We start from the raw sequence: 20249 nt of genomic DNA, 5'->3' as shown, positions 1-20249 counted from the left end.
GCAGCAGAACCTATCGGGAGATAGCGCATGTGTGAACTGCTCGGCATGAGCGCCAATGTACCCACCGACATCCATTTCAGCTTCACCGGGCTGATGCAACGCGGCGGCCGCACTGGACCACACAAGGACGGCTGGGGTATTGCGTTCTACGAAGGTCGCGGTCTGCGACTGTTCCAAGATCCGGTGGCCAGCTGCGAGTCGGAAGTGGCGAAGATGGTTCAGCATTACCTGATTAAAAGTCATGTGGTGATCGGCCATATTCGTCACGCCAACGTCGGCAAAGTCGCGCTGGTCAATACGCATCCTTTCGTCCGGGAGCTGTGGGGGCAGCATTGGTGTTTTGCCCACAATGGCCAACTAGCGGATTTCAGCCCGGCGCGCGGCTTCTATCAGCCGGTAGGGGATACGGACAGTGAAGCGGCATTCTGCGATCTGCTCAATCTCATACGCGGCGACTTTCCCGAGCGGGTCGCTGCGGAGGATCTGGTCCCGCATCTGCTCGATGCCTGTGCCAGTTACCGTACCAAAGGCGTATTCAACTGCTTGCTCAGTAACGGTGAATGGCTGTTCAGTTTCTGCTCAACCAAGCTGGCGCAGATCACCCGGCGCGCCCCTTTCGGCCCGGCGCAACTGAAAGATGCCGAACTGACGGTGGACTTCAACGCGGAGACGACGCCAAACGACGTCGTAACGGTGCTGGCAACCGAGCCATTAACCGACAACGAGCAGTGGGATATTCATCAATCGGGCGAATGGACGCTTTGGCGGTTGGGCGAGTGCGTCGCGCGCGGGCAGGTGCAATGATGTTGAGAAGCTATCTGCGGCTGACCTTGTTTGCCCTTGGGTTGCTCATCGGTATTCAGGTGCCGGGCTTCATCAATGCGTACAGTGATCACGTCGAGGCGCGTCGGCTAGAGGCGCAGCTGGGTCTGGCCGGGTTCCAGGAAACAGCCGGGCGATTTTTCAAAGGTGATCTGAGCGCCTTGGTCGAGCATTACCGAGCCAGCGAAGATGCGGTGTTTCAGAGCGATGCGCGCAGCGTTTCGGCATTGGTCGAGCGCGCACGGTTGCTTGATCGTGAATGGCGGATCATGGAAGGGCCTTGGTACGCACAGGCCTGGCACGTGTTGGTCGGGGCAAACAGTGAGATAAGACGCCAGGTATGGAATAGCTACCGCTTTCAGGTACTGCTGGCGCCCGAGGCCATCGCCTGGGGCCTAAGCTGCGCGCTGTTGCTTGCATGGATCATTGAAAGCCTCTTCGTCTTGCTTCGCCAGGCTCTGTTTCCACAGCGTTATCGACGCCGCCGTCGTACGGCTAGCCCGCTTCCGTCGAAGCGATAGTCCGGACGCCTTGGGGGATGTGCTACTCGCGCGGTGACGCGGTAAGCCCATTCCCCCAAACCTAACTGAAGGATAGGCAAGCAGAAGGTCGACGGGATTAGCCATCTGAGCGAAGAGGCCCCAATGATCAGTAAGGCAGCTTGAATAGGCTCTCCATCGGGTAAACCTGACACCTGTTGAAGAATGCCTAAGACAGCCGACCAGATCACCAGCATCTGGACCAGTATCCAACTACCGAATGCAGCATTTGCCAGCCTCAACCCTGGTCGGTGGGTCGGCTTGGCCGTTGCGGCTAGCCACCAAATCAGTAGCAGAGCCGAAGCGGCTAGATTCACGATGATGATGGTCTGCTTATAGCCCAACGCAAAGCGGGCTATCGCTGGCGCATTGGCACCGATGCTATGTATGGCACGCTCACCTGATAAGCCAAAGGCTACTTGTAGCGCACCGGCCATGGTGATTGCCGTCACGGCTGTGACGGCCCAAAGGGCCAATCGTGTTTTCATCGGTGCGTCCCTGCAGCTGAAGGTCGATAGCGACCTATTTCGACAAAAACTTCATGCCTTCTTCCAGTCCGCTCAAGGTTAGTGGGTACATGCGGTCCTCCAGCAAGTCGCGGACGATGCCGGTGGAAGAGGTGTAGCCCCAGGTATCCTTCGGGTAAGGGTTGATCCAGATGAGCTTCTTGTATTTTTCCATGAAGCGCTGCATCCAGACGTAGCCGGCTTCCTCGTTCCAGTGCTCTACGCTGCCGCCAGGCTGGGTGATTTCGTAGGGCGCCATGGCCGCGTCGCCAACGAAGACCACCTTGTAGTCGGCACCGTACTTATGCAGCAGGTCCAGGGTCGACGTGCGTTCGGAAGTCCGGCGGAAATTGTTTTTCCAGACCGACTCATAGATGAAGTTGTGAAAGTAGAAGTACTCGAGGTGCTTGAACTCCGTCTTGCAGGCGGAGAACAACTCTTCGCAGACCTTGACGTGCGCATCCATCGAACCGCCAATGTCGAACAGGATCAGCAGCTTCACCGCATTGCGACGCTCGGGGCGCATCTGGATATTCAGCAGGCCGCCGTCTTTAGCGGTGTGGTCGATGGTGCCGTCCAGGTCCAGTTCGTCTTGCGCGCCCTGGCGAGCGAACTTGCGCAAGCGGCGTAGCGCGACCTTGATGTTGCGCGTCCCCAGCTCGACCTGATCGTCGAGGTTCTTGTATTCGCGCTGATCCCATACCTTCACCGCCTTGCCTTGACGCTTGCCTGCGTCACCGATGCGGATGCCCTCGGGGTTGTAGCCGCCGGAGCCAAACGGACTGGTACCGCCCGTGCCGATCCACTTGTTGCCGCCGGCATGTTTGCCTTTCTGCTCCTCGAGACGTTTCTTGAACTCCTCGATCAGCTTGTCCAAGCCGCCTAGGGACTCGATCTTGGCGCGCTCTTCATCGCTCAAGGAACGCTCGAACTCCTTGCGCAGCCACTCTTCTGGAATCAAGGCTTCGATATGCTGATCCAGATTTTCCAAGCCTTTGAAATAGGCGCCGAAGGCACGATCGAATTTGTCGAAGTGCCGCTCGTCCTTTACCAGAATCGCCCGGGACAAATAATAGAACTCATCCATATCGGCGAATACGACGTTGTGTTTCAACGCATTGATCAGATCGAGCAGCTCGCGCACCGACACCGGAACCTTGGCGGCGCGCATCTCATTGAACAGGCCAAGCAACATGGCAGAACCTCAGGCGTGCCGTCATCGCGGCACCTTGTATTAATGGTCAGCGGTCTTCGTCGTGCGTCGGGAGTCCGTCGCGGATCTCGTACCAGTCCGCCTTCGAGCCCACAAAAATGTGTTCCTGAGGCGGGGCGGGCAACGGCGAATCGAGCGTGCCGGCAGCAACGCCGAGCTCATGCTCGCGGTTGTCGACGAATTGCAGGTTGGAGCCGCAGCGAATGCAGAACGTCCGAGTCACATGGTCGGACGAGTGATAGACACCCAACTGATCCTTGCCGGAGAGAAAGTGAAACGCATCCAGCGGCACGCCCGCATAAGTGGCAAAAGCCGCACCGTGGGCTTTACGACACATCTTGCAGTGACAATGGGTCAGCTCGTTGATCGGAGCGTCGATGCGATAACGAACGACGCCACAGAGGCAACTACCGGTATGCGTTTGCATGGATCTTTCTCCAGTAAGTGAGGCGTCCGGCTCCTGTGAGCCGCCGCCGGTCAGCGACTGGCGCGACGACTCATGAACGCCAGACGTTCAAGCAATTGCACGTCTTGCTCGTTTTTCACCAGGGCGCCGGCCAACGGCGGGATCGCCTTGGTCGGGTCGCGCTCGCGCAGGACGGCTTCGCCGATGTTGTCGGCCATCAACAGTTTCAGCCAGTCGACCAGCTCGCTGGTGGACGGCTTCTTCTTCAGGCCTGGCACCTTACGTACATCAAAGAACACATCGAGCGCTTCGGCCACCAGATCCTTCTTGATATTGGGGTAGTGCACGTCGACGATCCGCTGCAGCGTGTCGCGATCAGGGAAGGCGATGTAGTGGAAGAAACAGCGGCGCAGAAAGGCGTCGGGCAGTTCCTTCTCGTTGTTCGAGGTGATGATGATGATCGGCCGCTGCTTGGCCTTGATGGTTTCGTTGGTCTCGTAAACGTAGAACTCCATCTTGTCGAGTTCTTGCAGCAGATCGTTGGGGAACTCGATATCGGCCTTGTCGATCTCGTCGATCAGCAGGATGACGCGCTGCTCGGACTCGAACGCCTCCCACAGCTTGCCCTTCTTGATGTAGTTGCGTACGTCGTGGACACGGTCGGAGTCCAGCTGCGAGTCACGCAGTCGGCTGACGGCATCGTACTCGTAAAGCCCCTGATGGGCTTTGGTGGTGGATTTGATATGCCAGGTGATCAGCTGCGCGCCAAATGATTCAGCCAGTTGCTCGGCCAGCATGGTTTTACCGGTGCCCGGCTCGCCTTTCACCAGAAGCGGACGCTCCAGGGTGATGGCCGCATTAACGGCAAGTTTGAGATCGTCTGTGGCGACGTAGGACTGGGTGCCTTCGAACTTCATCGGAGTTTCCTTGGATCGGGCCTGGCACGCAGGCACTTCATGTTGATTTAGACGACCGACTATAAGTGATGGGCGCGCGAGTGTGAACGTGAGCGGATCATTCAGTCACTGAATGGGCAGCCGTTCCGTCGGTGTTCGCGCTTACTCCTCATCTTCACCCAGTGAACGCTCGAAACGCGCCGAGAAGGCCTCTACGAAGGCGTTACGCAGAATTGCGATGAATGCCTGGAAAGGGCTTACGTCGGTGTTCTTGGTACTGCCGTCCAGCTCTACGCGCGTGGCGAATTGGTCCTTGCGCTGGTTCTGTAGCACTTCCTCACCACCGCCAACAACCGCTTCCCAGATGCCGCGAAAGAAACCTTTGTCTTCGTTCTTAACGTCTTGCTCGAAGTTGAATACTTCGACGTTACGCAGCAGCGGCTTGATATAGCCGTCCAGCTGAGCGTCGGTGGCCTCGGCTTCAATCACCAGATCGCCAGTGCCGCCTGCGAAATCAAAGCTTCCGTAGGCGTTGCTGAAGTCATTCAGTTTGGTCAGATCGACGTCTGTAACACGCAGGCTGAACTGGAAGTCTTCCCAGTCTGTATAGGGATCGAACTGTGCGCTGGCTTCCATCGGTGCCTGATTGAATAACTGTGCTGTGCCCTCGAATCGCGCGACGCGCCCTTGCTTCTGATCCGCTGTATTGGTCAGGTTGAAGAGGCTGGCGTCGATCGCGCTGGCATAGACATGAACGGGCGGGTCTGCCTGGAAGTTGCGAAACGAGACTTGCCCGTCGACGACTTTCAGTTCATTGAGCGTAAACGGCATCAAACCATTGAGACGATCACGCCAATCGACCCCATCGCCCGTTTGCGAGCTTTCCTTTTCCTCACCGTCGACGAAGTTCAGGTGAGGCTGTTCCAAAATGATCTCACCAACCAGCGCTTGATCTTTCCACAGCGCCCGCCAACTAAGACCGATATCGACAGCGTTTGCGGTAAACAGCGGCGCCTGGACTTGCTGGTTTTTTTTGTCAATCACCAGACCATCGAGCCGATAGGCGCCCCGCCACCAGGCGAGGTCGACGTCTTCGATGTGGCCTCGGTAGTCTCCCAAATCCGCAAGTTTGCCGTTCAGGTAGTTAAGTACTACGTAGGGCAGTGCCAGATGAATAACCAATAGCAGTAGTGCAAGTGACAACAAGACCCACAGCGGGCGGCGATAACGTGTCTTCATTGGAGGCCTGATCGAGCGGAAACATGGGCGGCTCTGCTTCTGGATGGACCCTTGTCGCCAACTATGAGTTCGGCTGGACGAGTCGAGAGACTGCGCTTAGGCTGATCAGTCTTGGTTTTTTCATCGCAGGGATACCGTCATGAGCCGCATCTTCGCTGACAACGCGCAAACCATCGGCAACACGCCACTGGTAATGATCAACCGTCTGGGGCCTAAGGGCGTCAGCATCATGGCCAAGATCGAGGGTCGAAACCCGGCTTATTCAGTCAAGTGCCGGATTGGCGCGGCGATGATCTGGGATGCCGAAGAAAAGGGACGCCTGAAGCCAGGTATGACGCTGGTTGAGCCGACCTCTGGGAACACGGGCATTGGCTTGGCCTTCGTTGCGGCGGCGCGTGGCTACAAGCTGATGCTGACCATGCCGGCCTCGATGAGTCTGGAGCGCCGCAAGGTATTGAAGGCGCTCGGCGCTGAGCTAGTGCTCACTGAACCGGCAAAAGGCATGAAAGGCGCGATCGAGAAAGCCGCCGAGATTGCAGCATCCGATCCTGACAACTATTTCATGCCTCAACAGTTCGAAAATCCGTCTAACCCTGCCATTCACGAAAAAACCACCGGGCCGGAAATCTGGAACGACACCGAAGGCAGTATCGACGTGCTGGTGGCGGGCGTGGGAACGGGTGGCACCATCACTGGCGTTTCGCGCTATATCAAGAACACCAAGGGCAAGCAGATCCTGAGCGTTGCGGTGGAGCCGGTCAGCTCCCCTGTAATCAGCCAGACCCTGGCGGGCGAAGAAGTCAAACCGAGTCCGCACAAGATTCAGGGGATCGGTGCCGGTTTTGTGCCGAAGAATCTGGATTTGTCGATCGTCGATCAGGTCGAGCGTGTCGATGATGATGAGTCAAAGGCCATGGCGCTGCGCCTGATGCGCGAAGAAGGCATCCTCTGTGGGATCTCCTGCGGTGCTGCGATGGCGGCGGCGGTCCGTCTGGCCGAAAAGCCGGAAATGCAGGGCAAGAACATCGTGGTGATCCTGCCCGACTCAGGTGAGCGTTACCTGTCGTCCATGCTGTTCTCCGATATGTTCGGCGAGCAAGAGCTACAGCAGTAATCCGCCCTGCGCCAGGCTGTTGCAGCCTGGCGCAGCCATTAGGCGCGCGGCGCCAACCCCGCCTAGCTGCGTTGGGGTTGGGGCGCAGCTTCAACTGCGGATGGTGCCTGTTTCAGCACGAGCCAGAGCGCCACGGCGATCAGCGCGCCACCGTAGGCGTAGGCCCAGTCCAGCGGTTCTCCCAGAAACAGAGCTCCCCATAGCACCCCAAACGGCGGAATGATGAACGTCACCGTCAGCGTTCGAACCGGACCGATATCGGCAAGCAGGCGGAAGTAGAGAATGTAGGCAAAGGCCGTGCAAACGATGCCGAGGCCAGCAAGGCTTAGCCAGACGGTGCTGCCACCCCAGGAAACAGGCGGTGCTGTCAGCAAAGAAATGGCGAAAAGGGGCAGCAAACATAGTGCTGCTCCGACCTGGCTTCCAAAAGCGACCAGTTCGCTGGTCAGACCGCCATGTTGATTGATCCAGCGCCGGGTCAGGAAGCCGCCGAATCCATAGCACGCGGTTGCCCCCAAACACGCGAGTGCACCGACTAGCAGTTGCAGGTCGAATGCGACAGGGCCGGTGCGTGTCAGCAAGGCTACACCGCTCAGGCCAAACAGCACGCCGACCAGCTTCGCTGCAGTCAATGCTTCGGCGAAGAACAATGCACCGATGAGTACGCCCATCATCGGTGTGGTCGCATTGAAGATCGCCGAATAGCCAGTTGGTAGGAATTGCGCCGCCAAGGCATAGAGAGCGAACGGAATGCCAGAGTTGATCATACCCAGGATCAGGCACAGCTTAAGTTTGCCGCGAAAATCCCAGCGGGTCCGCATGAGCGCCAGAATCGCCAGCAGGCCAATGCAAGCGAACAGCACACGGAAGAAAGCGGTGGGAAAGGTGCCAAGCTCCGGCGCGATGATTCGCATGAAGAGAAAGCTGGCACCCCAGATAGCGGCAAGACTGAGCAGACGCAACAGGTCGAGAAGTCGCATAGCAGAGCTCCGGCGGTCGAGTCGTCAGTGTTGGTGAGGCGGGCTCGCCTGACAACTCTAAACTCGCTTTCAAAACGCCCGTTGAGCTGACTCGCTTTCATTGACAAGTTGCTGTGGATAAGCTCGACGCTTTCATGCAGCGGGATAAATGATATGGCGCAGCATTCGCCGAACCTCGAGATCGCCCAGCAGATCCTTCTGGGCTTCGATGACTACCGCGAACATTTCAGGTTGATCACTGAGGGCGCCCGGGCACGCTTCGAGCAAGCCCGGTGGCAAGATGCCCAGCGTGCATCGGCGGCCCGTATCAACCTGTACGAAGAAAAAGTCAGCGAGACAGCGGCAGCCTTGCGCTCTGCTGTGGAACCAGGGGTTCTGCTCGACGTGAACCGTTGGCCACAGGTCAAGGATGAATACATTGGATTGATCAATCCACGCTTTGACGATGAGCTTTCGGAAACTTGGTACAACTCGATCTTCTGTACCTTGTTCAGCCATGACTGCATCAATGACAGCACCATGTTCATCCACACCACGCGGCCGGCTAACCGCGCCCAGCGAATGGCGCAGACGCGGCGCTACCAACCCAGTGGTGATCTGCACGGTGTGCTCGAACAGATTCTCAGCGATTTTGCGTTCGACGTGCCGTACGCTGATCGGGAAGGAGATTTGCAGCGGCTCGAGACTCAGCTGCAGGTGTCCTTACCCGATTGGGTCTGCAAGGATCCAGAACTCGTCGTCGAGCTCTTCACCTCGGTGCTGTATCGCAACAAAGGCGCCTATCTTGTGGGGCGCATCTTCACCTGCGACGAGCAATGGCCGCTGGTTATCCCGCTGTTGCACCTGGAAGGCGATGGATTGGTTGCCGATGCCCTGATTACCGATGAGGCGGAAGTTTCGATCATCTTCTCCTTCACCCGCTCTTACTTCATGGTGGAAGTTTCTATCCCGGCGGAGTTCATCGGCTTTCTCAAGCGGATCATGCCCGGCAAGCACATCGCCGAGCTCTATACCTCAATCGGCTTCTACAAACACGGTAAATCGGAGTTCTACCGGGCGCTGATTAACCATCTGGCTAGCACTGACGACCGCTTCATCATGGCGCCCGGCGTGCGCGGAATGGTGATGAGCGTGTTCACGCTGCCTGGCTTCAATACCGTGTTCAAGATCATCAAGGATCGCTTTTCCCATACCAAGAACGTTAACCGTGCGACGGTGGTGGAAAAGTACCGCTTGGTGAAAAGTGTCGACCGGGTAGGGCGCATGGCGGACACGCAGGAGTTCGCCGATTTCCGCTTTCCAAAAGCTAAATTCGAACCAGAGTGCCTCGCTGAATTGCTTGAGGTTGCACCCTCTACGGTCGAGGTCCAAGGCGATACGGTACTGGTGCGTCACTGCTGGACCGAGCGGCGAATGACTCCGTTGAACCTGTACGTGGAAAACGCAAGCGAACAGCAGGTCCATGAAGCGTTGGAAGACTACGGACTGGCTATCAAGCAACTGGCGGCTGCCAACATCTTCCCCGGTGACATGCTGCTGAAGAACTTCGGTGTAACCCGCCATGGCCGCGTCGTGTTCTACGATTACGACGAGATATGCTTTCTCACCGAGGTCAATTTCCGCTACATACCCGAGCCTCGATACCCCGAAGATGAAATGGCATCTGAGCCCTGGTATTCCGTCGGGCCCAACGATGTGTTCCCGGAGGAGTTTCCTCGCTTTCTGTTTGCCGATATCGGGCAGCGCCGGCTGTTCGCGAAGCTGCATGGAGAGCTCTACGACGCTAACTATTGGAAGGGCCTGCAGCAGGCAATCAGCGACGGCAAGGTGATCGATGTCTTTCCGTATCGTCGCAAGATGCAGACTGCCCAGTAGTCGCGACAGGCGAACGCTTTCGGACAGTGCGGGTCGCTATTCATAAGAGCCGGACGAACGGCGCGTTGGCTGAATACTCTGCAACACCTCTCGCAGGCTATGTTGCGATTGTTGGGTTATGCTGATCTCGAAGTCCCAGGGCTCCACCAAAAACCCGTATCAAGCAGGAGGGGTTAGTCATGAAAGCATTGCTCAATAGTGTGTGCTGGAATCTGGCAGTGGCGCTTGGGTTTGTCGAACCGCCTCGTTTGCAGCCGATCCCGGTACGAGCGCAACGAGACAAAGCAGCGGCCCAGCGTCGCTGACCTCGGCGGGCCGGGCGCGGTAGCTCTAGCGCCCCGGCATTACCGGACCACCTTTTCCAACGGCGCGCTGATAAGCGGGTCGCTCTCTTATACGTTTCAAGAATGCCGTCAGGTTTGGCCGACTGGCGTCCAGGCCTGCGCGCGCCTGAGCGGCTTCTAGCGGAAAGCTCATCTGAATGTCCGCGACGGTGAAATCTTCGCCCGCGAACCACTGCGTCTTGGATAACTCGCTTTCCATGTAGTCCAGATGCAGCTTGAGCTGCGGGCCGATGAACGCTTGATTGGCACCTTTGGCGATCGCTCGGGCCACGGGCCGGATGAAAAATGGCATCGGTCCGTTGGCGACGCGATCGAAGATCAGTCGTAGCAGCAGGGGCGGCATTGCCGAGCCCTCCGCGTAATGCATCCAATAACGAAAGCGAAGGTAGTCCGGGGTACCGGCAGCGGGCGCCAGCCGGCCTTCGCCGTAGCGTTCGACCAGATACTCCAGAATGGCTGCGGACTCGGCGAGGGTGAGGTCGCCGTCAGTAATCACAGGGGATTTGCCCAGCGGGTGCACCCGCTTCAGCTCGGGCGGCGCCAGCATGGTTTTCGGGTCCCGGGCGTAACGCTTGATTTCGTAGGGTAGCTGCAGCTCCTCTAGCAGCCACAGCACACGTTGCGAGCGAGAGTTTTCCAGATGGTGGAGCGTGATCATTGGCGACTGCCTCCCAGTTTTCAGTGAGTGGGACCAGCATAGCCTGCCGTTGCGTGCGATATGGCAGACTTCGCCGACCACAGGAGAAGTCATGTCCCGTCCGCAATGCCAATACTGTCAGCGGCCTTCCAGCCACTGCTTGTGCCCGTTGATCCCCTCGCTGACTAGCGAGACGCAGGTACTCATCCTGCAGCACCCCAGCGAAACCGCGCATGCGCTCAACACGGCTCGATTGGCCGCCTTGGGGCTGCGCAGTGCAAAGTTGGTGGTGGGCGAAGTCGTCAGCGTTCCAGCCGATGAGCGTAACAACTATCTGCTATTTCCGGGGGACGATGCCATTCCGCTGGAAAGCCTGGCTCAGGGTGAGAAACCGTTGCGACTGGTCGTCCCCGATGGCACCTGGCGAAAGGCGCGCAAAATGCTGCATCTCAATCCCGAGCTGGCGACCTTGCCTCGCGTTTCACTGCCCACGGGGCTTGTCTCCCGTTACCGCTTGCGGAAGGCGCCGGCGCCAGGTGCGCTTTCAACCCTCGAGGCAATTGTCACGGCGTTGAACATACTGGAGGGCGAAGGGCGGTTCGATAAATTGCTTCGTCCGTTTGAAGCCTTGATCGAGGCGCAGATAGATGCGATGGGCCAAGAAACCTACCAGCGTAATCATGGCCGTGAGGCCTGAGGTCTCTCAGCGGGCAGGGAGCGTTTTCATGCGGAGGATATAGAGGCTGACTAGCGTTGCGCTGGTCAGCATGCCGATACGCGCCCAGAACATCGGTACCAGCCAGCAGGAGACGCCGATGCTGATCCACATGGTCGTAATAGCGTAAACCTTGCCCTTGAGTGGAATGCCTTTACCTTCCAGGTAATCGCGGAACCAAGGACCTAGCCGGGGGTGTGTTACCAACCAGTCGTAGAAACGACGAGAGCTACGGACGAAGCAGGCAGCAGCAAGAAGAAGAAAGGGCGTGGTTGGCAGGACCGGCAGGAAGATTCCGATGATGCCGAGCGTGACGCTTATCCAACCGATCACCAGCAGCACATAACGTGCTACTGGATTGCGATACGTTGGAATATCGCGGTGAGCCAAGAGGCTGTCCGGCGTCAGTGCTTGCGAGGTTTGAGAAGAGCGGGCTTCTCTTCAGGTGCATGACAGATCAGGTACAGCGCCGTAAGGATCTCTGGAATCTGCTCGACCATCTCCGCGACCAGGTTCTGATCTGTGGCGATATCGCTGAATTCGGGTTGCTCGTCGAAAAGACCTGATCCGACCATGATCGGCAAGAGCAGCTCGCTGACTTCCTCCTCGGAATCTTCGAACCACACCGACTCGCGCATGAACACGCCTTCCATGAAGCCGATGCACCAGCCGCGCAGGTCGGACTCGTCAGGCTCGTCGCCCATGTCGAGTTCGCAGGGGAGCTCCATGTCTTCATCACTGGCCAGTTGCCGTGCAATGTGTGCCTTGAGCTGGATCAGCGTCGCCTCGATGGCTTCGCGCTCGGTGTCGTCCGCATATTTTGGCGGCTCGGCAAACAGCGCGTCGATCCATTCGCGTTCCGGCACTTGCTCCGAACAGATGCACAAGGCGGTGAGATAGCCATGGGCGGCGATGTAATCGAGGGCTTCTTCGTGCAGATCATCTGCATCCAGAAACACTTGCAGGCGGGCGAGTTGCTCGGCGAAGGACATCGATGGCTACCTTGGAGAGAAAACAGCGCTGATTCTAGACGAGCCGCAGGCCTCCGGCTACCGCGCGCTTTGACGCTGCGGCGGCTGCGGGCATTTCCTGCCACTGCGTCTTCGACTGATTGAAAATTTCGCCCGGAGTTCCGCCGTGCCGCCGTGGGTCACCCAACTATCGCAGGAGCAGTGTTCTGCCTGAACCGGACGGCTGTGTCGCGTATACTCGCGCGTCTTGTTTCGGAGACCGGCATGCTCGATCAGGCACAGCGCATTCTCAAAGATGTATTCGGCTACGACGCGTTTCGTGGCAACCAGGGTGCGATCATCCAGCGCGTGGCCGACGGCGACGATGCGCTGGTGCTGATGCCGACCGGCGGCGGTAAATCGCTTTGTTATCAGGTGCCGGCGTTGCTTCGCGACGGTTTGGCCGTAGTGGTGTCGCCGCTTATCGCGTTGATGGACGATCAGGTGGCTACGCTCGAGGAACTGGGCGTTGCGGCGGCTGCGCTGAACTCGACTTTGACGCCCGAACAGCAGCGCGACATTGCCGACCGTTTACGTCGTAACGAAATCAAGATGCTTTATCTCGCGCCCGAGCGGCTGGTTCAGCCGCGCATGCTGGCGTTCTTGCAGCGCTTGCAGATTGGTTTGTTCGCCATCGATGAGGCGCACTGCGTATCACAGTGGGGGCATGATTTTCGTCCTGAGTACCTGCAGCTCGGCCAGCTGGCTGAATTTTTCCCCAGCGTCCCACGAATTGCGCTGACTGCCACCGCTGACAAGCGCACGCGGGAAGAAATCGTCCAGCGCTTGCATCTGGGGAATGCCGAGCGATTCCTTTCAAGTTTCGATCGGCCAAACATCTTCTATCGCATCGTGCCGAAGGAACAGCCTCGCAAGCAGCTCATGGCGTTCCTTGCTGAGCGCCGCGGTGATGCCGGAATCATCTATTGCATGTCGCGCAAGAAGGTTGATGACATTGCTGCCTTTCTTACCGAGCAGGGCTTTCCGGCGTTGCCCTATCATGCAGGTCTGCCGAATGATCTTAGGGCGTTTCACCAGAGGCGCTTTCTCAATGAGGAAGGCCTGATCATGGTTGCGACCATCGCGTTCGGCATGGGCATCGACAAGCCCAACGTGCGTTTCGTTGCCCATCTGGATTTGCCGAAATCGCTGGAAGCCTATTACCAGGAAACCGGCCGCGCGGGTCGCGATGGTTTGCCCGCCGACGCCTGGATGGCATACGGGCTGCAAGACGTGATCTTCCTCAAGCAGATGCTTAACAATTCCGAAGGCGACGAGCGACACAAGCGCATCGAGCAGCACAAACTCGACGCGATGCTCTCGCTTTGTGAGGAAACTCGTTGCCGTCGTCAGGTGCTGCTGGCGTACTTCGACGAGGATATGCCGGACCCCTGCGGGCATTGCGACAATTGTGTCGACGGCGTGCAGACATGGAACGCCACCGAGCCGGCACGACAAGCCCTGTCGGCGATCTACCGCAGCGGCCAGCGCTACGGTGTTGGTCACCTGGTCGATATCCTCCTTGGGCGAGACAACGAAAAGATCCGCAGCCTCGGTCATCAGCACCTGTCGGTATTCGGCGTAGGCAAGGCGTTGTCCGAAGGGGAGTGGCGATCACTGTTTCGCCAGCTGGTCGCCCGCGGGCTAGCCGACGTCGATCTGGAAGGTTTCGGTGGCCTTCGCCTCAGCGACAGCTGCCGTACTTTGCTCCGGGGCGAGGTCACCCTGGAGCTGCGTCGAGAGCTGTCCACCAAGGCGCCGAAGTCCGCCGCGAGCGCAGCGAGTCAGCTGGTGCGCAGCGAAGAGCGTGAGACCTGGGAAGCACTGCGCACCCTACGCCGTAAACTGGCTGAGGAGCATGGTGTGCCGCCTTACGTCATTTTCCCGGACGCGACGCTTCTGGAGATGCTTCGCAGCCAGCCCGGCACACTCAGCGATATGGCGCGCATCAGCGGCGTTGGCGCACGCAAGCTCGACCGTTACGGCCAAGCGTTTCTTGAAGTGCTGCAAGGCACGGCACCAGCGGCCAAATCGCCAGCCGATGTTCGCCACGAACTGATCACTCTGGCCCGCGCGGGCATGACGCCGGCGCAGATCGCACGGCAACTCGACTGCAGCGAAAAGAACGTCTACGCCATGCTTGCCGAAGCCATAGGCCAGCAGCAGTTGAGCCTTGAGCAGGCGCTAGACCTGCCAGAGGAGTTGCTCGGGGAAATCCAGGAAGCCTTCCTTGATGGCGAAGGGGAATTACCTCCGGTTGCGGCCGTTGCTGAACAGTTCGCCGGACGAGTCCCCGAGCCTGTCTTGTTCTGCGTACGAGCATCGTTGCAAGCCGAATTCGAGCTCTAGCGGTCACCCTCAGGGGTGCGGCGTATTGCCGCCGCGCTTGTTCGCTATACGGGCTAGCGCGGTGCGCCGCAATACAGGGTTACGTACCGGGCCGATGGTAGCCTTGCCAGCCTCTCGGAGCTGTGGTTAGCTCGCTAATAATTAGTTTTTCCGGAAAGACCGCTCCATGTATCCCGACCAACATCGCTTCGCCATGCAGTTGGCTCAACTTTCGCGTGGCTGGCGCGCCGAGCTGGACCGTCGTCTAGCAGACCTCGACCTTTCTCAGGCGCGATGGTTGGTTCTATTGCATCTGGCCCGATTCGACCACGACCCTACACAACGGGAGCTTGCACAAAGTGTTGCAGTCGAGGGGCCAACGTTGGCGAGGCTACTGGACAGTCTCGAAGCACAAGGTTTAGTCCATCGCCAGCCGGCTCCCGGTGATCGCCGCGCCAAACTCATTACGCTAGGTGCCCCAGCGCGCCCGCTCATCCAAAGAATCGAGGCGATTTCCACTCAGGTTCGCCACGAACTCTTCGACGGGATCGACGAAGAAGATCTGCGCAAGTGCCAGCAAGTACATGAACGCATCTTGGCGAACCTTGTAAAAGCCAAGCGTTAAGGCAGCCCTGCCATATACGTTCCTACGCACAGGCCTGCGCGCGATCTGGCTATGGCTAGGTTGGCGCGCCGGGCGTCTACGCAACATTCTAAAGCGCGTGCATAAGCCGCCTGATTTCAGGCACTGCCTTCAGCTGCCGTTTGTCTTTTGACGCTAGGCTATGTTTTGCAAATGATGGCACAATGCCTTCGCGCGAGCGCCGACGAACTGCCTCTAATTTTTTCCGCATCAGTCGATAACCGCGTCACAGTTCAGTAATCGAACCGTGGACCGGCGAAGAAGCACGCCGAACGCCACCTGCGGAGGTTTCATGGCACTCGGTCGTCGAGTCTTGTTAACGGTGGCCTCTGGCTCGCTGATCTATTCGGGTATGGTTTCCGCCCTAGGTATGGGCGACATCACGCTCAACTCTGCCCTGAATCAACCGCTGAGTGCCGAAATCGACCTATTGGACGTAGGCGATCTGGGCGTCGATGACATCCGCGTGGTGTTGGCTTCTAACGCAGACTTTGCGCGTGTGGGCGTCGAGCGCCTGGCGTTTTTGCAGGATCTGCGCTTCACGCCGGTTATCGACGGTAACCGGAGCCGGATCCGCGTTGCGACCAATAAGCCCGTCCGCGAGCCTTATCTCAACTTCCTGGTCGAGATCACCCGGGCGAAGAGCCGGATGCTCCGTGAATACACGGTTCTGCTTGATCCGATGCCAAGTTCGCCCGAGGGTTCGAGCAGTTTCGTCGTGAATGATCTGCAAGCCGAGGCTCGGCCGGCGCGTGTCGAACCAGCGCGTTTCGTGCCGCCTGCCGAGCTGCCGCAAGCGTCTCAGCGTAAGCGTCACCGGGTGGCTAGCGGTGAGAGCCTGTGGGCTATCGCCGGCGCCTACGCAGATGGCACCCAGGCGTCACAGGCGCAGTTCATGCGCGACATTCAGGCCTTGAATCCCGATGCCTTTGCCGATGGTGATGCGGCACGTCTCAAAGCGGGGGCAGATCTGCTGTTGCCAGATGCAGCCATACAAACCACTGCAGAGTTCGTAGAGCCCGCTTCGCCAGCGCCGATCGCCGAGACCACCGCGCAGAGCCAGCTGACAGCTGATGCCAAGCCAACTGCACCGGCGCCTGCCGATCCGACACTCGTTGACGATCAGGTAGCCATGTTGCGTCGTCAGCTGTTCGAAGAGCTGGCCGCCAGCCGTGAAGAGAATCAGCAGCTCAAGCAAATGCTGATCGACATGCGGCTTCAGCTCGAAGCTGTTACTGCACAATTGGTCGAACAGGGGCGGCCGCAGGCGCTTGCTTCGCCAACTGTGGAGCAACCGGCACCGGCGGTAATGCCGGAGGGTCAGTCGATCGTGCTGCCGCCAGCTGAGGCGACCCCAGCCGAGGCTATTCCGTCGTTTCGATGGCAGGACTGGACGTTGCCCGGCGGCGGAGTGTTGATTTCCATGTTGTTGGGTGGCCTGTGGCTCAGTCGCCGCAAAAAATCCGAACCCAAATATCCAGATGCGGTGCCCGTTGCCGTTGCCGCTCCCCAGCCGACGCGTGTGCCGCCGGTGGCCGTCGCAGCTGCGCCGGAAATGCCTCGCCAGCCCGCGCATGCCTCTGTCAGCGAGACTGACGTGCTCGACGCGGCAAATATATACATCACCTATGGCCGCCGCGATGAAGCGATTGACGTGCTGTCGCGCGGAATTGAACGGGCGCCGACACAACTCGATATTCGCCTTCGCCATCTCGGGCTTCTTGCTGAGGTCGGCAACGTTGCCAGTTATTGCGTGGCTGCCGACGCCTATCTGCAGGCGGGGGGCGAGCGTGCACAGCTCGATCAGCTGCTCGCGTTGCATCCCGCTCTGGCTTCGGCGGTTTCTGTCGCCAAACCAGCAGTAGCTGAGCCGTTCCTGGATCCGGATATCACCTTTGTTCTGGACGAGTCAGTGGCGGCAGACTTTCTGGACTCTGCATCTGAACCCGTCCCGCAAACTTCGGCGGTGGAAGCCGGACAGGCGTATGCCGCTCAGCCATTGATCGATGGGTTCGATGAGGCATTGACGCTTGGCGAGCTAACATCGTTGCTCGGCAATGCGGAGCCGGTCGAATCGAAACCGACAGCGGAAGAACTTCGCCAGCTCGAGCCGAATCCCGAACACCTGGTCCGTCTCAACCAGGCCGTTGCGTATATCAAGCAGGGCGACATGGAGAATGCTTGCATCATTCTCGAAACCCTCGCGACTGAGGGAGATGCAGCGCAGCGGCAGCAGGTCAACGAGTTGCTTGCACTGATCGCCTAACGGAGCAGGGTTAGAGGGGGGCGCAGCGGTCAGAAACTTCGCCCCAGATTCAGGTACAGGGCGCGCTCAGCTTCGTCGTTCAGACCGTAGCTGAAATTCAGCGGCCCTAGCGGTGTCTCGTAGCCGATAAAGATGCTGCCAGCGTTGATATAGCCGCTATCGAACGCGTTGTCGTTGTTCCAGGCGCGCCCACGCTCCAGCGACGCACCTAGATAGAGCGGGAAATCCAGGGGCAGAAACGAGCGGGGTGTCATTCGGCGGTAATAGATCATGCGTGCCAGGCTGATGTTCTGGCCGGACAGGGCGTCTTGCCGGAACCCCGACAATTGCCGCGCGCCGCCGAGCAGAAAGCTTGAGGTGACGATCTCGGCATCATCCAGTGTTCGTCCGTAGCGTCCGCCAAATACCAACGTATCCAGGCCGAAGCTGACGGCCTTGTCCAGGCGAAACTCCCACTGACGATAGCGCCTATCGGAGCCCAGACTAGGATCGTACTGGCGAAGGGTAAGTCCGATGTCCTCGCCCTCACGAGGGAAGTCGACGTCGTCCACCGTGTCGAACGAATACCGCAGCTGGTAGTAACCTTCCTCGAATGAGAAGTCTGGCAGTTGTTGGTCACCGACGCGAACATCAGCTTCACCCCAGGCTTGCCCCACACCAAAGCGGATTTCGCCGTTATTGGCAATCTGTCGACCCAGGCTTAGCCCATAGCCATAGCGCTGCAGGCGGTATTCGGCGATAGGGTCGTTATTCAGGATAGCCTCGACGTTCTGCGCTTGCGCAATGAGGTTCGGGGCGACGAACCAGCGGGAGCCAGCGTCTAACGGCTGGTAGAACTCACTGAAGAATTCTTGACGATCGCCCAGTTGCAGACGCGTCAGCCACTCGGCACCCAATTCATTGATGCCGTTTTTGCGGAAGCTTGCGCCGATGTTGAATGCGCTGTCGCCGCGAAAATCATCAGAAAGGTTGATTCCAAAACGCAAGTAATCGGTGCCGGAGCGCTTTTCTCGGGCTGTGACGACCAGCGTATTGCCGGATTTACCGTGGACGATTCGGTACTCGACCTGTTCGAAGTAATCGAGTCCGTACAGCGTACCCATATCCTTTTGCAGGTCCTGCACATCCAGCCGCTCGCCGATCTGCTGGCGGATGTGTCGGCGTATCACTGCATCGCCGACCTTGGAATCGTTCTCGATGCGAACGGCGGTAATCAGTGGGGTGCGCGGTTCGGCCGAACGGGCGAGGCTCAGCGAAAGGTTGCCGCCGCTTTCGCTGCGCATGGTAGCCAGCCGACCACCCAGCGCATCGGCAGCACGATAGCCCGCATCGATCAGCTGTTCGGCTCGTCCGAAATCGGTCGACCCAAACGCCGCCAGCATCGGCTGCACCAGCAGGTCTTCCGGTCTCAGGGTGGCCAGCTGCGCTTCGGAGTTGCGCCGGGTCATCATGGTGATCGACTGGTTGAGCACATCGACGACGGTCAGCAGCTGTTCGCGCGGCAGCAGTGGCGTGCCGATGTCCACTACGATCAGACGGTCTACACCCATGTCGCGAGCGACATCCATCGGAACGTTGTCGACCATCCCTCCATCGACCAGTAGCCGGCCATCTAGTTCGACCGGGGCAAAGACGGCCGGGATCGACATGCTGGCGCGGATGGCCTGGGGTAGGTGGCCGCTACGGAAAATGACCTTCTTGTCATTGGCGATATCGGTCGCCACAGCGCGGAACGGGATTGGCAAACGGTCGAAGTCACGGATGTCACTGGCATGAACCAATAGCCGTTCGAGCAGCAGCGCCAGGTTCTGCCCCTGGATCACACCGAGAGGAAGGCCGAGGCTACCATCGTCGCGAAAGCTCAGCTTGCGTTTGACCAGAAAGTCCCGGTCGTCCTGCTTGCGCCGGAAGGGGATGTCCTCGCGCGGAGGATCATCGGAAAGCACTTGCTGCCAGTCCAGTCCGAGTGCCAGTTTTTCCAGTTCATCGACACTGTAGCCAGCGGCATACAGGCCGCCGATCACAGCACCCATACTGGTGCCAGCAATTGCATCGATCTGCACGCCTTGTTCTTCCAGCGCCTTAAGCACGCCGATATGCGCCAGGCCCCTCGCGGCGCCGCCGGAAAGGACCAGGCCAGTGCGCGGCTGGGTTTCGGCAAAGCCTGCCAGGGGGACGAGCAGGATCAGCAGAAAGAGGAGACGAGACATGAAGGCACACCGGACGGACTGACGTGAAATGGCGGTTATTATAGGGTCCCGTCAGCTACCCGAGCGCCTCGACATGGCCGATACCAAGCCCGAAATTGTGATCACCTATTGCACCCAGTGCCAGTGGATGCTGCGCGCGACATGGCTGGCTCAGGAGCTGCTTTCAACCTTTACGGATGACCTTGGCAAGGTGTCGCTCGTGCCCGCAACGGGCGGGACCTTTCATATCACCTGCGACGGTGTGCAGATATGGGAGCGCAAGCTGGACGGCGGCTTTCCTGAAGCCAAGATCTTGAAACAGCGGGTGCGGGACCAGATCGACCCGGAGCGAAATATGGGGCATAACGATCGGGCCTGAGCCTACTCCAGCGGCGAACCGATCAGACCGACAGCTGCTCGGTCTGCAATTTTACCAACAGTGAACCGCTGCGCCGCTGCTTGAATGGGCATTCAGGCACTAGCGGCGACCATTCCGACCTTTGTAGAGCTAGCGACGTTCTCCTCGG

At 58.7% G+C, this 20249-nt stretch carries 19 protein-coding genes; 10 read left to right on the top strand and 9 right to left on the bottom strand.

Features of this window, described 5'->3' with window-relative positions; all coding sequences use genetic code 11:
• The first annotated feature begins 27 nt into the window (after window positions 1-27).
• Together ACQKIK_RS00310 and ACQKIK_RS00305 are read left to right on the top strand one after the other, a co-directional pair.
• Window positions 28-804 (top strand): class II glutamine amidotransferase, encoded by a 777-nt coding sequence (locus ACQKIK_RS00310; RefSeq protein ID WP_045428106.1) that lies wholly within the window; start codon window positions 28-30, stop codon window positions 802-804.
• Window positions 804-1343, top strand: a complete 540-nt coding sequence (locus ACQKIK_RS00305; protein WP_499134291.1) for a DUF2937 family protein — start codon at window positions 804-806, stop codon at window positions 1341-1343. The genes ACQKIK_RS00310 and ACQKIK_RS00305 overlap by 1 nt, the downstream gene beginning before the upstream one ends.
• Window positions 1344-1883: 540 nt before the next feature.
• Here ACQKIK_RS00305 and ACQKIK_RS00300 read toward each other — a convergent pair.
• The 4 genes from ACQKIK_RS00300 to ACQKIK_RS00285 form a co-directional block, all read right to left on the bottom strand.
• Window positions 1884-3062, bottom strand: coding sequence for a vWA domain-containing protein (locus tag ACQKIK_RS00300; protein WP_045428097.1), 1179 nt, complete (start codon window positions 3060-3062; stop codon window positions 1884-1886).
• A gap of 46 nt (window positions 3063-3108) precedes the next feature.
• Entirely contained in the window at window positions 3109-3507 is a 399-nt protein-coding gene (locus ACQKIK_RS00295) for a GFA family protein (RefSeq protein WP_241530858.1), read from the bottom strand.
• Between the two features lie 50 nt (window positions 3508-3557).
• Window positions 3558-4403, bottom strand: coding sequence for an AAA family ATPase (locus tag ACQKIK_RS00290; RefSeq protein ID WP_019341637.1), 846 nt, complete (start codon window positions 4401-4403; stop codon window positions 3558-3560).
• Window positions 4404-4544: 141 nt separating this feature from the next.
• Window positions 4545-5621: an AsmA family protein gene (locus ACQKIK_RS00285; RefSeq protein WP_499134289.1), complete on the bottom strand. Its 1077-nt coding sequence runs from the start codon at window positions 5619-5621 to the stop codon at window positions 4545-4547.
• 139 nt (window positions 5622-5760) lie between these two features.
• On the opposite strand from ACQKIK_RS00285, the gene cysK reads away from it, so the two are divergent.
• Complete coding sequence (gene cysK, locus ACQKIK_RS00280) at window positions 5761-6735, top strand: cysteine synthase A (protein ID WP_045428091.1); 975 nt, start codon at window positions 5761-5763, stop codon at window positions 6733-6735.
• Between the two features lie 62 nt (window positions 6736-6797).
• Here cysK and ACQKIK_RS00275 read toward each other — a convergent pair whose 3' ends face one another.
• Window positions 6798-7715, bottom strand: a complete 918-nt coding sequence (locus tag ACQKIK_RS00275; protein WP_499134287.1) for a DMT family transporter — start codon at window positions 7713-7715, stop codon at window positions 6798-6800.
• A gap of 153 nt (window positions 7716-7868) precedes the next feature.
• Here ACQKIK_RS00275 and aceK point away from each other — a divergent pair, with 153 nt between their 5' ends.
• Together aceK and ACQKIK_RS00265 are read left to right on the top strand one after the other, a co-directional pair.
• On the top strand, window positions 7869-9590 hold the full coding sequence (gene aceK / locus ACQKIK_RS00270; protein WP_499134286.1) for a bifunctional isocitrate dehydrogenase kinase/phosphatase: 1722 nt from the start codon (window positions 7869-7871) through the stop codon (window positions 9588-9590).
• Between the two features lie 179 nt (window positions 9591-9769).
• Entirely contained in the window at window positions 9770-9895 is a 126-nt protein-coding gene (locus ACQKIK_RS00265; protein WP_256203908.1) for a PA1414 family protein, read from the top strand.
• 25 nt (window positions 9896-9920) lie between these two features.
• Here ACQKIK_RS00265 and ACQKIK_RS00260 read toward each other — a convergent pair whose 3' ends face one another.
• Window positions 9921-10592 carry a glutathione S-transferase family protein gene (locus ACQKIK_RS00260; protein WP_499134284.1) on the bottom strand — a complete coding sequence of 224 codons (672 nt, stop codon included), beginning with the start codon at window positions 10590-10592 and terminating at the stop codon, window positions 9921-9923.
• A 91-nt stretch (window positions 10593-10683) separates the two neighbouring features.
• Here ACQKIK_RS00260 and ACQKIK_RS00255 point away from each other — a divergent pair, with 91 nt between their 5' ends.
• Window positions 10684-11268 carry a tRNA-uridine aminocarboxypropyltransferase gene (locus ACQKIK_RS00255; protein ID WP_499134281.1) on the top strand — a complete coding sequence of 195 codons (585 nt, stop codon included), beginning with the start codon at window positions 10684-10686 and terminating at the stop codon, window positions 11266-11268.
• 6 nt (window positions 11269-11274) lie between these two features.
• Here the strand turns inward: ACQKIK_RS00255 and ACQKIK_RS00250 are convergent, their stop codons facing one another.
• The gene (locus tag ACQKIK_RS00250; RefSeq protein WP_045428081.1) at window positions 11275-11676 is read right to left on the bottom strand and encodes a YbaN family protein; all 402 of its coding nucleotides are present in this window, start codon (window positions 11674-11676) and stop codon (window positions 11275-11277) included.
• A gap of 14 nt (window positions 11677-11690) precedes the next feature.
• Window positions 11691-12278 (bottom strand): UPF0149 family protein, encoded by a 588-nt coding sequence (locus ACQKIK_RS00245; protein ID WP_045428079.1) that lies wholly within the window; start codon window positions 12276-12278, stop codon window positions 11691-11693.
• Between the two features lie 243 nt (window positions 12279-12521).
• Here ACQKIK_RS00245 and recQ point away from each other — a divergent pair, with 243 nt between their 5' ends.
• The 3 genes from recQ (at window position 12522) to ACQKIK_RS00230 (ending at window position 17533) form a co-directional block, all read left to right on the top strand.
• Window positions 12522-14645 carry a DNA helicase RecQ gene (gene recQ, locus ACQKIK_RS00240; RefSeq protein WP_045428077.1) on the top strand — a complete coding sequence of 708 codons (2124 nt, stop codon included), beginning with the start codon at window positions 12522-12524 and terminating at the stop codon, window positions 14643-14645.
• A gap of 166 nt (window positions 14646-14811) precedes the next feature.
• Window positions 14812-15249: a MarR family transcriptional regulator gene (locus ACQKIK_RS00235; RefSeq protein WP_045428075.1), complete on the top strand. Its 438-nt coding sequence runs from the start codon at window positions 14812-14814 to the stop codon at window positions 15247-15249.
• A gap of 310 nt (window positions 15250-15559) precedes the next feature.
• Window positions 15560-17533: a FimV/HubP-related protein gene (locus tag ACQKIK_RS00230; protein ID WP_499134279.1), complete on the top strand. Its 1974-nt coding sequence runs from the start codon at window positions 15560-15562 to the stop codon at window positions 17531-17533.
• 29 nt (window positions 17534-17562) lie between these two features.
• Here the strand turns inward: ACQKIK_RS00230 and ACQKIK_RS00225 are convergent, their stop codons facing one another.
• Window positions 17563-19743, bottom strand: a complete 2181-nt coding sequence (locus tag ACQKIK_RS00225) for a patatin-like phospholipase family protein (RefSeq protein WP_499134278.1) — start codon at window positions 19741-19743, stop codon at window positions 17563-17565.
• A gap of 73 nt (window positions 19744-19816) precedes the next feature.
• Here ACQKIK_RS00225 and ACQKIK_RS00220 point away from each other — a divergent pair, with 73 nt between their 5' ends.
• Window positions 19817-20101 carry an Rdx family protein gene (locus tag ACQKIK_RS00220; protein WP_127839026.1) on the top strand — a complete coding sequence of 95 codons (285 nt, stop codon included), beginning with the start codon at window positions 19817-19819 and terminating at the stop codon, window positions 20099-20101.
• Window positions 20102-20249 lie beyond the last annotated feature (148 nt).

The sequence above is a fragment of the Pseudomonas sp. NPDC047961 genome (assembly GCF_050272435.1).
Lineage (GTDB): Bacteria > Pseudomonadota > Gammaproteobacteria > Pseudomonadales > Pseudomonadaceae > Stutzerimonas.
Note: the sequence above shows the minus strand (reverse complement) of the source record. Positions and strands in the feature narration are given on the sequence as shown.